Genomic DNA, 15,168 nt, shown 5'->3' with positions numbered 1-15,168 from the left:
ATTTGAAACGTAGATTTTTAGTCTGGTTGTTACCACTCATTGCCGTTTGGTTTCAACGTTTGATTGGCTTCACTTCCAGGTTTCGTTTTTTGACAAACGAACGATACGAAGAATTATTCAAAAACAAAAAACCATTTATCTATTCGATTTGGCATACGAACGTTTTGTACTCTCCTTATTTGCACAGGGGAAAAAATGTAGCCGTTTTGATTTCTGAATCCAAAGACGGAGATTATATCAACCAAGTCGTTCATCGGTTTGGAAACACAAGTATTCGGGGGAGTAGTTCCAAAGGTGGGTCGAAAGCCTTAAAGGCTGTAATCCAACATTTAAAAAAGGGATTACCAGCTGCCTTTACACCTGACGGCCCACGTGGCCCCGCCTTCATTCTCCAACCGGGAATCATTGCTGCAGCGCAGGTCACTCAAGTTCCTATTGTTCCTTTTCATTACGAATGCAGTAGGCAATGGATTTTAGAAAGAGCTTGGGACAAACATCGAGTTCCAAAACCTTTTACAACTTTTGTCGTCTCTTATGGAGAACCCATTTCTGTTCCTCGCAACTTAAATGAAGAAGAGTTTGAAGTTATACGTCTAAAAGTAGAAGAAGCGATGATAAAAAATCGTGACCTTGCCAGAAAAGAAGCCGAACGAATTTTGAATGGAGAATCCCAATGACAGCAGCATTCGAAGATAAGGTGGTTGTAGCCACTGCCAAAACCAAATACGAAACAAAAATTTCCGCAGGAAAACACAGTTGGATTGCTGACGAACCGGCTTCCAAAGAAGGAACCGATCTTGGGCCAATGCCTATGGAATTACTTGCTTCTTCTTTAGGTGCTTGTACATCGATTACAGTGCGGATGTATGCAGATAAAAAAGAATATCCATTGGATTCTGTAGAAGTTCATGTAACGCTCGATAAACGATCTGCCGAAGACCACCAATTTTCAAGAGTTGTGATCCTAAACGGAAATTTAAGCACAGACCAACGAGAGAGATTACTCGCTGTTGCCAATGCTTGTCCGGTTCATAAACTTTTGTCAGGTAAAATTGAAATTCAAACTAGTCTCGGTTAAGTAAATCTCTAAACCCAAAGTGGGATGACTGTCGCCGAACCTCCGTCCCATTCAATCTTTGTATGGAAATGTTTTCCTTCTTGGATTCTTGGGACTTTGGCTCCGTTGACATAAAAAGTTCCCCCAGTGTATTCGTGGGTTTCGCGTTCTTTCTTTTTGCTAATGGAATGATGCATATGGCCCGAAAGCACCAGTGGAACTTTTTTTCCTATGGATTTGGCGTAACTAATGGCTTCTGTGAGATCCATGTCTCCCCAGTCCCCACCTTCTTTTTTAAATTCGGCACCATACATGGAATTTTTTGCCGCACCCAAACCAAAAGGCCCGTTATGCGAAAGAAAGAATAGGTTTTTCTCCTTGGTTCCATCGATCAGGCGTTTGTATTTTTCAATCGATGCATCCATATTAGAGACCATATAGGTTTTTTGCATATTGGGTGCAAAACTAAGGCCGCCACCCATGGCATGAGGTCGTCCAACGATGAGGCTTAAATCTAAATCAGGGGATAAAACTAATGAACTGTATCCCAAAAGGCTAATGGGTTTTACTAGTTCTGAAAGTTTACGCATCCTACGGTTTTGACCAATTTGCCCGGAATGGATGAGGATTTTGGATTGGATCACTTCTCCAATGATGGAGGTGAGACTCATCCCATCCCAATTCCCAGGAATCATATACGCGCGTTTGGTGAGGCCTTGGAAAGAAATTTTGCCAAGTTTGGGATTCCCTCGAAGGTCTCCTGTAAAAAACAAACAATCGTAATCCGATGCATTAAAATACTCGATATCATTTTTGTTCCAATAACCGTGGATGTCTCCAATCAGTGCAAATTTCATTTGGGTATTTTCTCCACTACTTAGTCTTTATTGCGAATGGAACTAATCGAAGAACGGATAAGCCCTTCCGACTTTCCACCGATGCGGATGAAAGCAGGAGGTTTTCCAATCGGTGCTGGCACTTGAACCTTTCTATAACCATCGTAAGTGGTGCCTGTCCAAAGGTGTTGCCATCTCCCACGAGGAAGGTAAACTTCCTGAACAATTTCCCCACTTTCTACCACAGGAGCCACAAGAAGGTCATCTCCTAGGAAAAATTGGTATTTGTATTTTAACAAATTTTTGTCTTCGGGTTCCACAAGGTAATTGTGCCTGACGACTGGGATTCCGGTTTGGGATGCTTCTTCCACCAAACTTTGTATATATGGTTTGAGTGCAAAATGAATTTTTGCTATTTTTGCAAACAAAGATATTGTATCATCGTCTCCCAGAGATCTGGTCCCATCAGGTTTTATATACGTATATACCTGCCAATTTTTGAGAGGTCTATTTCCTTCATGGGTACGGAAAACAGTTGTGAAGGCAGAGGCCTCTGCCCATCGTAACAGAAGTTCTTTCGATCTATGGTAGTTTCTGAGTGGATTGGAAATAGTAGTGTAACCACCAATGTCACTATGATTTAACGCATAACCGCTGATACCTGAACTTGTGAGTCCTATGATGGAAGAAGGAAGGCCATCATTGGTTCCAAAACTTACCATTTGGTCTCCTTCCCAAAAGAGAGTGGAGTGGGCATTGGAATAACTGTAACCGGCTCTTGTAAAAAAAACAATTTTTCCTTCCATTCCAGCTTCTCTTATGGCCTCTCTGTTGACCTTGGCCCAATCTACCGGATAACGGTTGTGATAGATTTTGGCATCAACACCTGAATACAATTTTGCGTCATAAGGCAACCATTCTCCAAAATCGGCCATCCAACCCGAAAGACCCATCCCAATCATATTTTTTTTGATCAGGTCTTTGGTCCAACGAACGGCTGCCGGATTGGTTAAGTCAATGAGGTATGCGGGAAACCCAACCGTTTGGATGAGGTAATCCTCTCCTTTGGAATTTTTGACCAAGTATCCTTTTGACTTTGCTTCCGTTAAGAGGGGATTTGTAAAATCATCTCCCGGTTTTTTGGGATCGGTATCAGCTAAGAAAGAATTGATATAACCTAACACTTGTACGTTTTGGTCATTCATCGACTTTACAAATTTTTTAAAGTCTGGATATAGACTGTCATCTGCATACCAACGCCATTTGAGTTGGTCTCCAAAATTGGTGACTCGTCGTCCACACCAGTCTTGGATCCAAAGTGCTGTGACAGGGTTTCCGGCGTCTTTTGCCTGTTTCACGATGGCAGAAACTTTTTCTGTTCCTCCTTGGACACCGAGCCAAGTTCCATAAGCCCAATCAGGGAGTTTTGGAAATCTCCCGGTTTTTTTGGTGTAAGCTTCGATGAGTGATTTGGGAGACGATCCAATCCAAATCGTTCCGGTAAGAGATTTTTCCGATTGGAAATCCCAAAATTCGACTTTGATTTTTTTGGTGTCACTGAAATCAAAATTCGCATAACCACTGTTATCAAAGAATAGAGAACGGTTGTCGGAAGTGATATAGTGAGGGATCGGTGCATAGGTTGTGTAAGCGTTTCCACCAGCACCAGCCATGATGTTGGCTCCTGCTGTGATCGGTTGGTCACCGCGTCCTACACCTTGTTCTTCGGTAAACAAAAAGGGAGTTTTTCCTTTGAGTTCATCATAAGTGAACTGTTCCCCGAGACCAAAAATTTTTTCATCAGGTGAGGAACTGTAATGGAATTGGATTCTGTTGAGTGTGGGGTCAGAAAGGGTGATTTTGAATTCCACCTCAGTGTCTGATTTAGGAACAAAAATGATTTGGTAATCGGTAGAACAATCGTTACCACTTAACTTTCCTTTGATTGTGACTTTTCCCGTTTCTTTTTTGATCTCGTCTATGGATTGTTTTGTGCAAGATTTTTGGAGACTTTCTTTGAATTGAAAGGATGCCATCCGATATTTGGATGTGGTTTCTTTGGCAAAAGCCAAAAGAAACGGTTCGTTTAACGAGAGTTTGATAAAGTCTTTTGCGAGGGACTGGTTTCTTAATGTGAATTCATTTGTGGATTGAATCCACTGGATTTTTTGTGTTAAGGGAAAGGAATCTTCCGCTATGGGAAGATTCGAAATGACCCGAGAAGCACATTCCAAAAAGAAAATTGAAAATGAGAGAAAAAATAAGCGAGATACCATCGACCCCTCCAGGCAGGAATAAGTGGATCGATGGTTTTGTGTTTCGTAAATCCTTTTTTAAACTTTCTTGCGATCCACTCCACCGACGCGAGGAGCTGCAGCAGCACCTTGTTTGGCACCAAATACGGCGACTGCTTGTTTCGGTAGGCTCGACTTTCTCCATTCAAACCAAGAACCTTGGTAGGTTGTGATGTCGATATAACCTGCTTCACGAAGCATGAGTGCGAGTAAACAAGAACGAGCCCCATTGTAATCGTAGATCACAGTAGGTCTTTCCGGCATAAAAGGAAAACCATTCAGGCGTTTTTTGAAAAGAGAACGTTCGATGAGATTGGCTTCTCCATCATACAAGTTCCTCCAATCCCAAAGAAAAGCTCCTGGCAAACGACCACAGAGCGTTCCTTCTTCTGGAGCAGTGAGGCGTGGCAATCGGCCTTCGTATTCTTCCATGGTTCTTGCATCAAAGATTTGGAGTTTCGTAAGATTTCGCTCCATAAAGGCTTTGTCCACAACACCTTCAATGGGTTTTACTTTATCAGCAATTGGTGGTTCTACTTTTAGTTCCCCTTTTGCTTTATTTCCAGTGGCAGGCCATTTTTGGCCAAGAACATAGGCATCTTTGATTCCCATTCCACGTAGTAAATAAACCATACGAGTGGAAAACATTCCCATTCCCTCATCGAAAACAATGATTCGAGTCTTTTTTGATTTTTGGAATTCTTGTACGACAGCAGTCATTGGCCCGTACAATTTTTTTTGGGATTCTGGATCAGATCCAAATGCTTTTTTGATAAATGGATAGTAGTAAGCACCTTCTAATGTTTCTTCTTCATATGCTGATTGGGAACGACAATCGATGAGGAAGTCACCAGGTTCTATTTCGGTTTTAAGAAAGTTCCAGTTCAAAAAAGTATTCTCCTATTTCTTACATTACTTTTCCACCCCTCGAATTTTTGAAAGTCTGAAAACCAAAAAAAAAGTTCGTCCTAGGTTCGAGACATAATGAGAAAAGAAATCAATGACCTGCCAGTTGATTCTTCCCTGTAGGGAAGCCGATAATCACTATAATCGGTATTCCATGATCAGGCAATTATCTATACACTTCGGATTGGTTTTGTTTCTTTTGGGGACAGGATTTGTTTTTGCAGAGCACACAATGACAAACCCTTCCTTACAATTGCTGAAAGAAGAGGTAAGTGCATGGAAAGAGAGAAAACCATCCACAGAAATTAAAAAACTAATTCGTAACCATCGAAGTTTTCCAATGGACGATGGAAGTTGTCGAGTGGAACCGGCATCACGTATTTCTTCTGTAACGTATTTTCGATTCAGTTGTCAAAACGAATCGGATCCTATGCTCATTCGATTCCAATCCAATCAAAAAAGTCATTTGAAGCCAGATACGTTTCAGTTAAGGGCTGTTCATCGAATTGGAAAAAAACAATATTTAGAAATTGAAACAGGACTTGTGACAAGTGAATCCAAGTCCTCATCCGTATCATTAAAGTTGAATACTGATGACACGGAACTAGATTTTCCTTCTAAAAAACAAATCCCAGTAGTGGCCGAAGGAAAACAAAAGATTAGTTCTTACAAACCAATCCAAAATCCAAATTTATTTTATTTTAAATCCATTTCTGAAAATCCAAAACGTAGAAAAGAAGTTCCTTCTAATATTGAAGTGTTTTTTGATTCGTCTTGCCCTTTGGAATTTATCGAAAAGGATGAGAGTTTTTATTGGGATCAAACTGTTTCTTATGTTTTTCGAATCACTTGCATTCGTGATTCTGTTTATAGTTTGATCCGAGTTCCTTCTACAATATCCGGTGAGTTGGTATCATCCAATACAATCTGGAAAGATCCAAAACCTGGTGACCGAGTTTTAGGAAATGCGGTTTTGAAAAAAATTACCGAAACGCAAACCTTTTGGGAGAAAATCGTTTTGTATTATGAATAAATTATTAAAATTTAGTTTTTTCTTTTTCTTAATGAGTTTTTCTCTCTTGGCTCAAGTTGATCCTGAGCCAGCTGTGGATTCTATTTTTCGTTCCGTAGTTCTCATTCGTAATGAAGGATTCAATACAGAAAACAAAACACAGCCATGGATGAAAAAGAATTTGTATACTGGTTTTGGATCTGGTTTCGTTTTGCCTGGCCAAACCATTTTAACCAATGCTCATGTTGTGCGTGATGCCAAACGCATTCTTGTTAAAAGTAGTTTTACTAAAAAAGAATATTTAGCAGATGTTAAATATATTGGTTACGATTGTGATTTGGCTTTGTTACAAGTAAACGATCCCGATTTTTCGGAACAAACCAATTCCCTTTCCTTTTTGGAAGGAATTCCCAATTTGGGTTCGGATATTCTGTTACTTGGTTTTCCGAATGGGACTGATAGTTTATCTGTGGAAAAAGGTTCCGTTTTGCGATTTGAAAAAAATCGTTACACCTATTCTGGGTTAGATTACCGAAACGTATTAAAAATTAATGCCAATATCCAACCTGGAAATTCCGGTGGCCCCGCCGTACAAAATGGGAAAGTAGTAGGCCTTGTATTTCAAATTAGCACTTTGGAACAAGGAATTGCTTATTTGATATCAAACGATATCATTCGACATTTTTTAGAAGATATAGGTGACGGAAAGTATGATGGATTTCCAAACATAGGTTTTACTTTTCAAAATGGAAATCCAAAAAGTTTAAAACAAGCCATGAAGGTTCCCGCAAGCCAATCCGGAATTTTTGTGAATCGAATTTATCCTTCTTCTACTTTTTCCAAAGTATTAAAAGAAAAAGATTTTGTAACGGCTGTGGATGGACTACCACTCACAAATGATGGTGAAATTTCTCAGGCCAACAAAAAAGAATTCATCATCGATTGGATCGAAAACAAACAACTGAATTCCAAAGTAATAGTTAGTTATTACCGGGCCGGAAAACAGTATGATGCAGAAGTGAATCTGCAAAAAAATTATGCTTTGGATTTGTATCGAGATTCTACAGAAGATTATTTTTTACAAGCAGGGTTTGTATTTCAACCCATCACTAGATCGTTTTTCCATTCGGAAGATGGGGACTTGGATAGTTCTTTAAAATACCATTATAGTTATTTCATTCAAGATTTGTTGTACAGGTATACCGTTCGAGATATTGTACTCAGTTATACATTCAATGATCCTGAAACTTCAAAATATAAAAAATATAAATACAAAGTTGTAGAGTCAATTAACGGACGTATTCCGAAAGACTTAAATGAATTCAAAACCATTTGGAAGGATGGAAAAAAAGGATTCATTGTTTTAAAATTCCGGGGGATGGATTTACCTATCGTAATCCGGCCAGAGTCTGTTTACCAAATGAACCAACGTGTGAAAAAAAGATATGGTGCCAATTATGAAGAGTTTTAAATTGATTTTAGTTATTATTTCGATTTTTGCCACCTTACTTCCTCTTGGCGCTGAAGAGTTTGAAGACAAACGTGTCATTGAATCGAGGATTACCTTCCAAAAAACAAGCCACCAAAATCCTTGGTTAGTGGGTGAACCATTTTCTAGAAAGTTAAATTTGATTTATGTGGGCAAAGGACTTTTTTTTGGAGTCACACTTCCCAAACAAAATCCAGTTTTTGCAGAATTTGAATCTTTTGATTATTCTGTTCCGAAACTGGGAATCAAATCCTATGATGAAGAAACTGGATTTTTACTTTTGGAAACAAAAGAAATTCCCAAACTCCCTAAACCAGTGGTTTTGGATTTTAAATCTTTCAATAAACAATGTGTTGCAGGAAAGTCTCGTTATGTATTCCTTCCATTTTCCAAAACACCTATCAAAGTAGTATTATTAGAAAATAAAACATCAGAAGAACCTAACTTTTTCTTCAAAAATCAAACGTTATGTGGTGTTACTATTTCTGAATATTTAATTCCAACAGAATATGTGGAAACTTTTTATCGTACAGAAGGAAAAGCATTTCCACATCCAGGATTTGTTTTTGATGTAAATTTAACTCCTTCGGAACGCGAATATTATTCTAAAACTTTTAAAAACCCATTACTGGTAACTGAAGTGATTCCGGGTGTGGGTCCTGCTTACAATTTGTTTCCAGGTGATTTGGTGACAGAGATTGGTGCAGTTTCCCTGTCCAAGGTTGACGATTGGGACAGAGCCGATAAAGTATATGATTTGATTTTACGAAAACCAGATGGCAGTTTACGTGGATTAGGCGAAAACGTTCAATTAAAACTACATCGCAATTTTCAAAGCCAAACTGTGAATTATGACTTACGAGCTTATGACTCCAATGACTTTTTAATTCCTGAAGAAGCAAAAAATAGAAAACCTTTGTATCTGATTGCCGGTGGATTTTTCTTTACGGATTTAACCAATGCTTATTTGAAAGAATTTGGTTCCGAATACCGGGTGAAATCGGAAAAAAAGCTAGTTTATCTTTCTGATTATTATCAAAAAAAGGTGCATCCTGTCCGGGAAAAGATCGTGATCCTAAGTCGTGTTTTCCCCCTAGAAGGGAACCTAGGATACCAAGATTTCCAGGATTTAGTTTTGGAAAAGGTAAATGGAACAAGAATTACTTCACTCAGCCAACTAAAAACCCTACTCCAGTCGGAGGACACCACCTATTATGCGTTTGAGCTTTCCGGTGGGAAAATAGCGTTTTTCTCGCGTAGGGAGATTTTGGACTTACAACAAGAGTTACAGCTGACTTATAAATTGGGTCGAGCTTACAACTTGGAAGATTAAAATCTAAAAATAGATTTACAATTGTTATAGATTGAAGTTCCCTTTACCCTAAGACTTTATCTTATGAAAATCCTTTTTGTTGATGACGAAGATACAATCCGCGAATTGTTCTGGGAATACTTCAAAGATGAATTTAATGTAACTCTAGCTTCTGATGGGTTAGAGGCACTTACGATTTCAAATCAAAATACATTTGATCTTATCATTTCAGATATCAGCTTACCAAAATTAAATGGAATTCAGTTCATTCAGAAACTAAGAGCCGAGGGAAACCAAACTCCATTTTTAGTCATCACTGGTGATAGTGACATTCAAATCGCAATCGACGTTTTTAGAATGGGAGCAGTAGACTTTTTTCTAAAACCATTCCGGATGGAAGCTCTCCGTTCTCGAATCAAAAAATTTGAAAACGCCGATGTTGATCTAACACTTTTATTTAATAGTGGAGAGATCATTCAGTTTAGTGACGATTGCAAAATTAAAATTCGTCCACAAATTAAAAAATTAAATTCTTATATTGCCTTTATCGTAAAACAAATATTAAATTCTCCGCTTGCCACTCATGAAGATTTAATTTCCATAAAAATTGTATTGTATGAACTTCTTGCCAATGCTATTGAACATGGTGTTGCAGGTGTCAGTTATGTGGAAAAACAAGAATGTTTGGAAGCCAACGAAGATTATTTTAAATTAGTTGATTCCCGTTGTGCAGAAAACAACTCTTCGGTTTTTATTGAAATTTCTATGGATGATGTAGGAGTCACCATTGTCATTCGTGATGAAGGAAATGGATTTGCTGTTAGCCAAATTCCAAATCCCGTTGTGAATCCAGCAGCCAACTTAGTGAGTGGAAGAGGAATTTTTCTCGCTAAAATGAATATTGATTCTATCGTTTATAATGAAAAAGGCAACGAAGTTCGATTTTTCAAAACTTGGTACCGGTTGATGCAAGCCAACTAAAACTGAATTCCTAAAGATACATAGAATCGAATGTATTCTTTTTTGGATAATTCTTCAGTAAATGGTTCTGTGATTAGAACCCTTGTGGCATTAGGATCCATCACTGTGTAGGAAACACTCATCTGAGAAAATAATTTACCGTAGTCGTTGGATGAAAAACTAAGTTTACCGATGACCTCATTTCCTTTGCCTAAAAGGGAATCGGATCGATTTAAAAAAATATCAGTTCTGAACCAGGAATACCAATCATATCCCATTTGGATTCCATAAATACGATTCCCTTTGTTTTCAAAGTTAGGATTTTCTTTTGTCTGTACATCACGAAAACCTGGTGGGTTTACTAAATCCAAAGATTGATACAATAAAAAAGACGAATAACCACCGAGGACTCTTGGTTCGGCAAAACTAGACGCATAACCATTGCTATTTGAATCCAATCGATCCTTTTCGTCTTTTTTTGTGACAAGACCTGCCAAAGCAAAACTCAATTTTTCACCTTTGGAATGTAAGGACATATAACCTAGGTAGGAATTCGTTGCAGTTTGTTTTTCCAACCAAGGGGAAGAAGATGATTTTGATTCTCCGAGTAAACGGATCCCAACTAAATCGACTGCCCAGGTTTCCCAAAATTTCCTAGATTGAAATTCCATTCCACTGTAGGAATAACGCCCGGAGACTCTTTGGCCGGAGAGGATTTCTCCATTGGTATTATGGTTGGGATCATTATATACGTAATGGAAAAAACGAAACTCTTCCCAAAATAAAGTTTTTTCGGAACCAAGAAGTCCTCCGTAAATCTCTCGTCTGTATCCACTCCAAGGAGGTGCGGACCAATTTTCCAATTCCGGTTTTGCATTTAAGTGAATTCCTGTTATGCGAAAGCCGGAAGAATGAGAAAAAGAAACAGATCCATAATTGGCCATTCCCACAAAAAAGAAACCAAACCTGTCGAGTCGGTTGAACCCACGACCCACTTCCAAAGCCAATTGGATTCCTGAAATATCTTTTGAGGCAAGGGCTGTGATTTCAGAATCGTAAATAGTTCTTATTTCTTTATCTATGATCCTTCCTTCAGAAACACCAACTCGTGGTGCGATTAGGATTCCTAAATTCCAACCTTGTCCTGTGTAATAAAATAAACTGGGTGTGGTTAAAATTCCTTGTGAATAATAACGATTGGCCTTTTCCGAATCCAGTCCCCCTTTTTGGGATTGGAATTTTCCTCCCGCGATGAGTTCTGTATGGAGGCCAAATCCGGGTTTGTCAGATGGTTCGGGTATGGATTGGTTCCTTTCCTTCACTACCACTCGCCCAAACTGACGGTTGGCGCGGTCATCGTCCATTACGGAGTCCGAATAAGACACTGCGAAAAGATTAGAAAAAAAAGAAACTAAGAGAAAGGAAACTATCCCGATACTTTTAGGGATGAAGAAAATACTTTTGAAATACAGACATGGATTTCTTCTCATTTTCCCTCTTCTGTTGGTTATTTTTTCTTATAGAGAAGCTGACACTCGTTTTTCTCATGATTTGAGTCGGTTTTTTGAAAAGACGGATCATAGTAAGGAAGAAGCTGTTATTTTTGCCTATTTGACAGAAGTAGAAAAAACGGAATTTTCTGTTCGCAGAAGGAGAGAACTCTCAAGAGCGATTGTCCGGTTTTCTCAGAAATTGCAATTCCCCGATGGTACTTTGTTAGGTGGATATTCGCCCCAGTCTTCGTTGTTTTTACTTGCATGGGCAAAAACTAGATCGGAGTTTCGTAAAAATAACTCTGAAGGGTATGGAATTTTAGGACTCTCTGAATTATTTGTCCGCCAGTTTGAAATGTCTTCGGGAACCAAAATCAGTCGTGACTACGACATCCAAAATGATTCCATCCAATTCAAAATGGTGATTTTGAAATTAAAGGAATTTTTGGCGGAAGGAAAATCTGTAAAAGAATCCTATATGAAACTCTATGGAGACAAGGTTGCTACAAAAGAGTGGGAAACCTTAGAAACAAACTATAAAAAAATCTATGAGTTTGTTACTTCCGAAAGTAAGCCATAAAGTAACCAGTTAAAATCAACCAAGAAACAATCTGGCCGAGAAAGAGTGAAATGGCAGCTCCATTGGCGCCCCAATCAGGAATGATCCAATAGTCGAAGATAGCACCAAAGATCAGACGGAGAAGGGCAAGGCCCGCAAGGAGTTTTGGCAATCCTAAGGCGAATAATGCTGTTCCAAGTGGAGCAAAAACCAATTGGAGTAAAAAATTAGGATAAAGAATTTTGAATACAGAAATCGAATTTGTGTATTTTGTTCCGAATAACAAGGTTAAGATGGGTTCTGCGAGTAAAATTCCCGGTGATAAAACAATCGCTATCATTCCACCTAAAAACACAGATTTTTTTAGAACATTGGGAAATTCTTCTGTTTCGGCAAGTCTTGCTAATTTTGGAAAAATAATCGAATTAAAAGTAGCTAAAATAATCACAAATCCGCTAAACAACTGCAAGGCGGTTCCGTAGTCGGCTACAATTTCTGGCGGATGGAATTGGTTTAAAAAGAAAATTTCCAATCGATCGGAAAGGATGGCACAAATAGAAGCAGCAAAGGCCCAGAGATTAAAAAGTAAAAGTTTTTTTTGATTGGTTTTGATCTCGTTTGGTTCTGCGCTAAACGAAATCTCTTCTTTTCCAAAGAAGAAAAAAAATAAAAATAAAACGAAGATTGGTGCAATACAAAAAATTGCGAGGATATCCATGTAAGTGAGAGGGTGTGCACTGGATTCAGAAAAAAAGATTAATAATAAAAGTCTGACTACGTTTGGTAAAGGGTTCCAAAGAGACAATGATTTGTATTTGCGATAAGATACAAATAGGCTTTCGAAGTAGGAAATAAACGAGATGATGATCCCACCGAATAACAAAAGTAATAAAACAAAATAGTTTTCATCACTCGTAATATAAGCGACAAAACATACTAAAGATAAAAATAAAAATGAATAAAACTTAATTCGAAGTGAGGCGTTGAGTATCGCACCAGGATTTTCTTTTTTGTCTGCGAGTGGTGAGATGTATTTGATGAGTGCGTTGGGTAGGCCAAATTCCGCAACTGCCAGAACCACTGGCAAAAAACCTAAAAAGTATTGGAGTTTTCCATTTTCCGCTTTGCTTAACAAATTTACGGAATAAATCATAAACACCAAATTGGTGATGGCAGAGAGAGCTTTGGAACTACTAACAAAGAAAGAGTTTTTGAGAACTCCTTCTTTTAATAGTTCTAGTTTTAAAATTTGAAATATCTTTGTTAATTTCTGCATGTATTAGTTTTGCAAAAACTTTCCTTTTTGGATTTTTTGCAGAACCAATGGAACAAAGAAAACAAGAGCAAATCCAACCATTAAGTAACGAATGTATCGGAGAAACAGATCATCTTTCCAAATGGTTTTTTTGATGAGAATTCCTGGGATTACATAAAGTAAAAAGATCACTATCGCTAAAACTAACAATCGAACAAGAACCGTAATCCAAAAATTGTTAAAATTTTTAGTACCGAAGGAAAGATTAAAATGAGGAAGAGACCAATTTAAAAATTCTGGTTTGCTAAATCTTGGATAAAACAGAAGTCCGAGCCAAAAACCAGCAAGGGCCCCACTTGCCGTAAGTACTCCCGACAAACTATGGTGGTGTTCCACAGAAAGAAAAGGAGAATCCAGAGCAATCGGAGACAAAGTAATTACGATTCCCAAAAGACTTAAGGTTCGGTAATTTTCTGTGTGTAAAAAAGTGGGAACAGAATCTTTTTTATAAAATCGATCGAGGAGAAATAAGATGATGAGTAAATGGATGACACCAAGTCCAAATCCTAAACTCACATCACCTAAGTAATGTACTTTGAGATACATTCTGGAAAATGGCATAAAAAGAATGATGAGGATCGAGAGAACTCGAAACCAAAGTTTTGGAATTCGGTAAGCTAATAATCCCCATACGACAACCGCCGAATACGCATGACCAGAAGGCAAACCAAACGCCTTTTCATCAAAGGCTTCTGGATAAGGAAAAGGCCTTGGGCTTTCTAAATAAAATTTTAATAAAGAAATTATGACTGCGGAAGTGAGTAAACCGAGCGAAAGTTCAAAAGCGAGTTTTGGCCGGTAGTAGATATAAACAAAGGAAATGAGGCCGAGGAAAAAACTACTCCCTCCCAAATAATGGCAGATCGTAGAAATGGTAAGGAAAATTCCTCCAAGACTGGGATCCCAAATATGGAGAGAATCCAGGGGAAGGGAGGAAAACCAAAGGGAGCTCTGTGCTAGGAGGAGTTCTTTCATAGGAATTTCCATCTAAGATGAAAATCCAACTTGATTTCATAAAGTTTTATTTTGAAATATGTGATGTTTCTATGGATTCTAACCAAAACCCCGCTGATATTTTAGAAAGTCTCTTTGTCATTCCCAGGGAAGTTCCCAAAACCATCCTTCGTAACCTCCTGGAACTCATTTACGATGTCAAAGTGGCCGGATCGGAAAACATTCCCGAATCTGGTGGGGCTCTCATCATCTCCAACCACACCGATTATCTGGACATTCCGGTTCAAGGTGCCTTTGCTGACCGAAAGATCGTTTATTTGGGCAAATACGAACTTTTCCATCCTCAGGAAGAGATTATGGCCATCATCAATCATAAAAACTCTCCTTTCAGTTATCCTCCATTAAGCCTAACCAAACCAGTCATCGAGGTTTTGGTGAATTCTCTCGGGAGTGTGGTAAAAAAAAACCTGATCAATTGGGGGAGTATGCCCATCATTCGGAATGCCGCTAAGGATTCGGAAATGGACAAACGGGCTGCCATGGACTACTACGAAAAACTGGAAACCTACATGGTGGATCTGATGAAAGAAGGGGAACTTCTTTCCATTTATCCAGAAGGTTCTCGTTCGGAAACGGGGGAATTGCAGTCCTTTCGGGCGATGGCAGCAAAACTGGCCATCCGGGCCGGAGTTCCCATCATCCCATCCGGAATCGTTGGGGCGACCAATATGTCCAAACCCAAGGCTTTCCTCACAGGGGATGCCTTCAAAACCAAAATTCGTTACCAGATTGGAAAACCCATCCTTCCTTCCGAGTTCCCAACAGGCCCAGAGAAAAAAGCGGCCAAAGAACTGACAGAAATTCTGGAAAATCGGGTGCGGGAACTAATGAAACAGGCGGAATCCATACTTTAGTCTCGACCTTTCGAAAAAATATGGCATAGTTTCAAAAGCTATGTCATTCCCGTCACATTTTACAATT

Annotated in this window: 14 protein-coding genes; 8 read left to right on the top strand and 6 right to left on the bottom strand. The window is 38.7% G+C overall.

Going from position 1 to position 15,168, the window contains the following annotated elements:
• The first annotated feature begins 2 nt into the window (after nucleotides 1–2).
• On the top strand, nucleotides 3–677 hold the full coding sequence (locus tag EHQ24_RS09990) for a lysophospholipid acyltransferase family protein (RefSeq protein WP_135601500.1): 675 nt from the start codon (nucleotides 3–5) through the stop codon (nucleotides 675–677).
• Complete coding sequence (locus EHQ24_RS09985; protein ID WP_135601499.1) at nucleotides 674–1,078, top strand: OsmC family protein; 405 nt, start codon at nucleotides 674–676, stop codon at nucleotides 1,076–1,078. The genes EHQ24_RS09990 and EHQ24_RS09985 overlap by 4 nt, the downstream gene beginning before the upstream one ends.
• An 8-nt stretch (nucleotides 1,079–1,086) precedes the next feature.
• Here the strand turns inward: EHQ24_RS09985 and EHQ24_RS09980 are convergent, their stop codons facing one another.
• From EHQ24_RS09980 to EHQ24_RS09970, 3 genes are read right to left on the bottom strand one after another with little or no spacing between them, the layout of a single operon-like run.
• Complete coding sequence (locus tag EHQ24_RS09980; protein ID WP_135601498.1) at nucleotides 1,087–1,914, bottom strand: metallophosphoesterase; 828 nt, start codon at nucleotides 1,912–1,914, stop codon at nucleotides 1,087–1,089.
• Nucleotides 1,915–1,934: 20 nt separating this feature from the next.
• A complete protein-coding gene (locus EHQ24_RS09975) occupies nucleotides 1,935–4,169 on the bottom strand; it encodes an alpha-glucosidase (RefSeq protein WP_135601497.1) in 2,235 nt (744 codons plus the stop codon).
• A 57-nt stretch (nucleotides 4,170–4,226) separates the two neighbouring features.
• Nucleotides 4,227–5,075 (bottom strand): sulfurtransferase, encoded by an 849-nt coding sequence (locus EHQ24_RS09970; protein ID WP_135588423.1) that lies wholly within the window; start codon nucleotides 5,073–5,075, stop codon nucleotides 4,227–4,229.
• Nucleotides 5,076–5,325: 250 nt separating this feature from the next.
• Here EHQ24_RS09970 and EHQ24_RS09965 point away from each other — a divergent pair, with 250 nt between their 5' ends.
• The 4 genes from EHQ24_RS09965 (at nucleotide 5,326) to EHQ24_RS09950 (ending at nucleotide 9,887) form a co-directional block, all read left to right on the top strand.
• Complete coding sequence (locus tag EHQ24_RS09965) at nucleotides 5,326–6,126, top strand: LIC11113 family protein (RefSeq protein WP_244310375.1); 801 nt, start codon at nucleotides 5,326–5,328, stop codon at nucleotides 6,124–6,126.
• Nucleotides 6,119–7,576 (top strand): S1C family serine protease, encoded by a 1,458-nt coding sequence (locus EHQ24_RS09960; protein WP_135601496.1) that lies wholly within the window; start codon nucleotides 6,119–6,121, stop codon nucleotides 7,574–7,576. The genes EHQ24_RS09965 and EHQ24_RS09960 overlap by 8 nt, the downstream gene beginning before the upstream one ends.
• Nucleotides 7,563–8,927, top strand: a complete 1,365-nt coding sequence (locus EHQ24_RS09955; RefSeq protein ID WP_135601495.1) for a PDZ domain-containing protein — start codon at nucleotides 7,563–7,565, stop codon at nucleotides 8,925–8,927. Before EHQ24_RS09960 ends, EHQ24_RS09955 begins: the two co-directional genes overlap by 14 nt.
• 63 nt (nucleotides 8,928–8,990) lie before the next feature.
• The gene (locus EHQ24_RS09950) at nucleotides 8,991–9,887 is read left to right on the top strand and encodes an ATP-binding response regulator (protein WP_135601494.1); all 897 of its coding nucleotides are present in this window, start codon (nucleotides 8,991–8,993) and stop codon (nucleotides 9,885–9,887) included.
• Here EHQ24_RS09950 and EHQ24_RS09945 read toward each other — a convergent pair.
• On the bottom strand, nucleotides 9,884–11,230 hold the full coding sequence (locus tag EHQ24_RS09945) for a hypothetical protein (protein WP_135601493.1): 1,347 nt from the start codon (nucleotides 11,228–11,230) through the stop codon (nucleotides 9,884–9,886). The genes EHQ24_RS09950 and EHQ24_RS09945 overlap by 4 nt on opposite strands.
• Nucleotides 11,231–11,312: 82 nt before the next feature.
• Here EHQ24_RS09945 and EHQ24_RS09940 point away from each other — a divergent pair, with 82 nt between their 5' ends.
• On the top strand, nucleotides 11,313–11,939 hold the full coding sequence (locus EHQ24_RS09940; RefSeq protein WP_135601492.1) for a hypothetical protein: 627 nt from the start codon (nucleotides 11,313–11,315) through the stop codon (nucleotides 11,937–11,939).
• Here EHQ24_RS09940 and EHQ24_RS09935 read toward each other — a convergent pair.
• Together EHQ24_RS09935 and EHQ24_RS09930 are read right to left on the bottom strand one after the other, a co-directional pair.
• Complete coding sequence (locus tag EHQ24_RS09935) at nucleotides 11,917–13,194, bottom strand: oligosaccharide flippase family protein (RefSeq protein WP_135601491.1); 1,278 nt, start codon at nucleotides 13,192–13,194, stop codon at nucleotides 11,917–11,919. The genes EHQ24_RS09940 and EHQ24_RS09935 overlap by 23 nt on opposite strands.
• Nucleotides 13,195–13,197: 3 nt before the next feature.
• Nucleotides 13,198–14,208 carry a phosphatase PAP2 family protein gene (locus tag EHQ24_RS09930; protein ID WP_244310374.1) on the bottom strand — a complete coding sequence of 337 codons (1,011 nt, stop codon included), beginning with the start codon at nucleotides 14,206–14,208 and terminating at the stop codon, nucleotides 13,198–13,200.
• Between the two features lie 71 nt (nucleotides 14,209–14,279).
• Here EHQ24_RS09930 and EHQ24_RS09925 point away from each other — a divergent pair, with 71 nt between their 5' ends.
• Nucleotides 14,280–15,101 (top strand): lysophospholipid acyltransferase family protein, encoded by an 822-nt coding sequence (locus tag EHQ24_RS09925; RefSeq protein ID WP_208725799.1) that lies wholly within the window; start codon nucleotides 14,280–14,282, stop codon nucleotides 15,099–15,101.
• Nucleotides 15,102–15,168: the final 67 nt, after the last annotated feature.

This window comes from Leptospira noumeaensis, from assembly GCF_004770765.1.
GTDB lineage: Bacteria > Spirochaetota > Leptospiria > Leptospirales > Leptospiraceae > Leptospira_A > Leptospira_A noumeaensis.
Note: the sequence above shows the minus strand (reverse complement) of the source record. Positions and strands in the feature narration are given on the sequence as shown.

Bases quoted from the DNA above. Each gene is read 5' to 3' on its own strand.
- EHQ24_RS09955 (WP_135601495.1), top strand. From the start codon at position 7,563: ATGAAGAGTTTTAAATTGATTTTAGTTATTATTTCGATTTTTGCCACC.
- EHQ24_RS09935 (WP_135601491.1), bottom strand. From the start codon at position 13,194: ATGCAGAAATTAACAAAGATATTTCAAATTTTAAAACTAGAACTATTA.
- EHQ24_RS09980 (WP_135601498.1), bottom strand. From the start codon at position 1,914: ATGAAATTTGCACTGATTGGAGACATCCACGGTTATTGGAACAAAAAT.
- EHQ24_RS09965 (WP_244310375.1), top strand. From the start codon at position 5,326: ATGACAAACCCTTCCTTACAATTGCTGAAAGAAGAGGTAAGTGCATGG.
- EHQ24_RS09945 (WP_135601493.1), bottom strand. From the start codon at position 11,230: ATGGACGATGACCGCGCCAACCGTCAGTTTGGGCGAGTGGTAGTGAAG.
- EHQ24_RS09940 (WP_135601492.1), top strand. From the start codon at position 11,313: ATGAAGAAAATACTTTTGAAATACAGACATGGATTTCTTCTCATTTTC.
- EHQ24_RS09975 (WP_135601497.1), bottom strand. From the start codon at position 4,169: ATGGTATCTCGCTTATTTTTTCTCTCATTTTCAATTTTCTTTTTGGAA.
- EHQ24_RS09950 (WP_135601494.1), top strand. From the start codon at position 8,991: ATGAAAATCCTTTTTGTTGATGACGAAGATACAATCCGCGAATTGTTC.
- EHQ24_RS09925 (WP_208725799.1), top strand. From the start codon at position 14,280: ATGGATTCTAACCAAAACCCCGCTGATATTTTAGAAAGTCTCTTTGTC.
- EHQ24_RS09930 (WP_244310374.1), bottom strand. From the start codon at position 14,208: ATGAAAGAACTCCTCCTAGCACAGAGCTCCCTTTGGTTTTCCTCCCTT.
- EHQ24_RS09960 (WP_135601496.1), top strand. From the start codon at position 6,119: ATGAATAAATTATTAAAATTTAGTTTTTTCTTTTTCTTAATGAGTTTT.
- EHQ24_RS09985 (WP_135601499.1), top strand. From the start codon at position 674: ATGACAGCAGCATTCGAAGATAAGGTGGTTGTAGCCACTGCCAAAACC.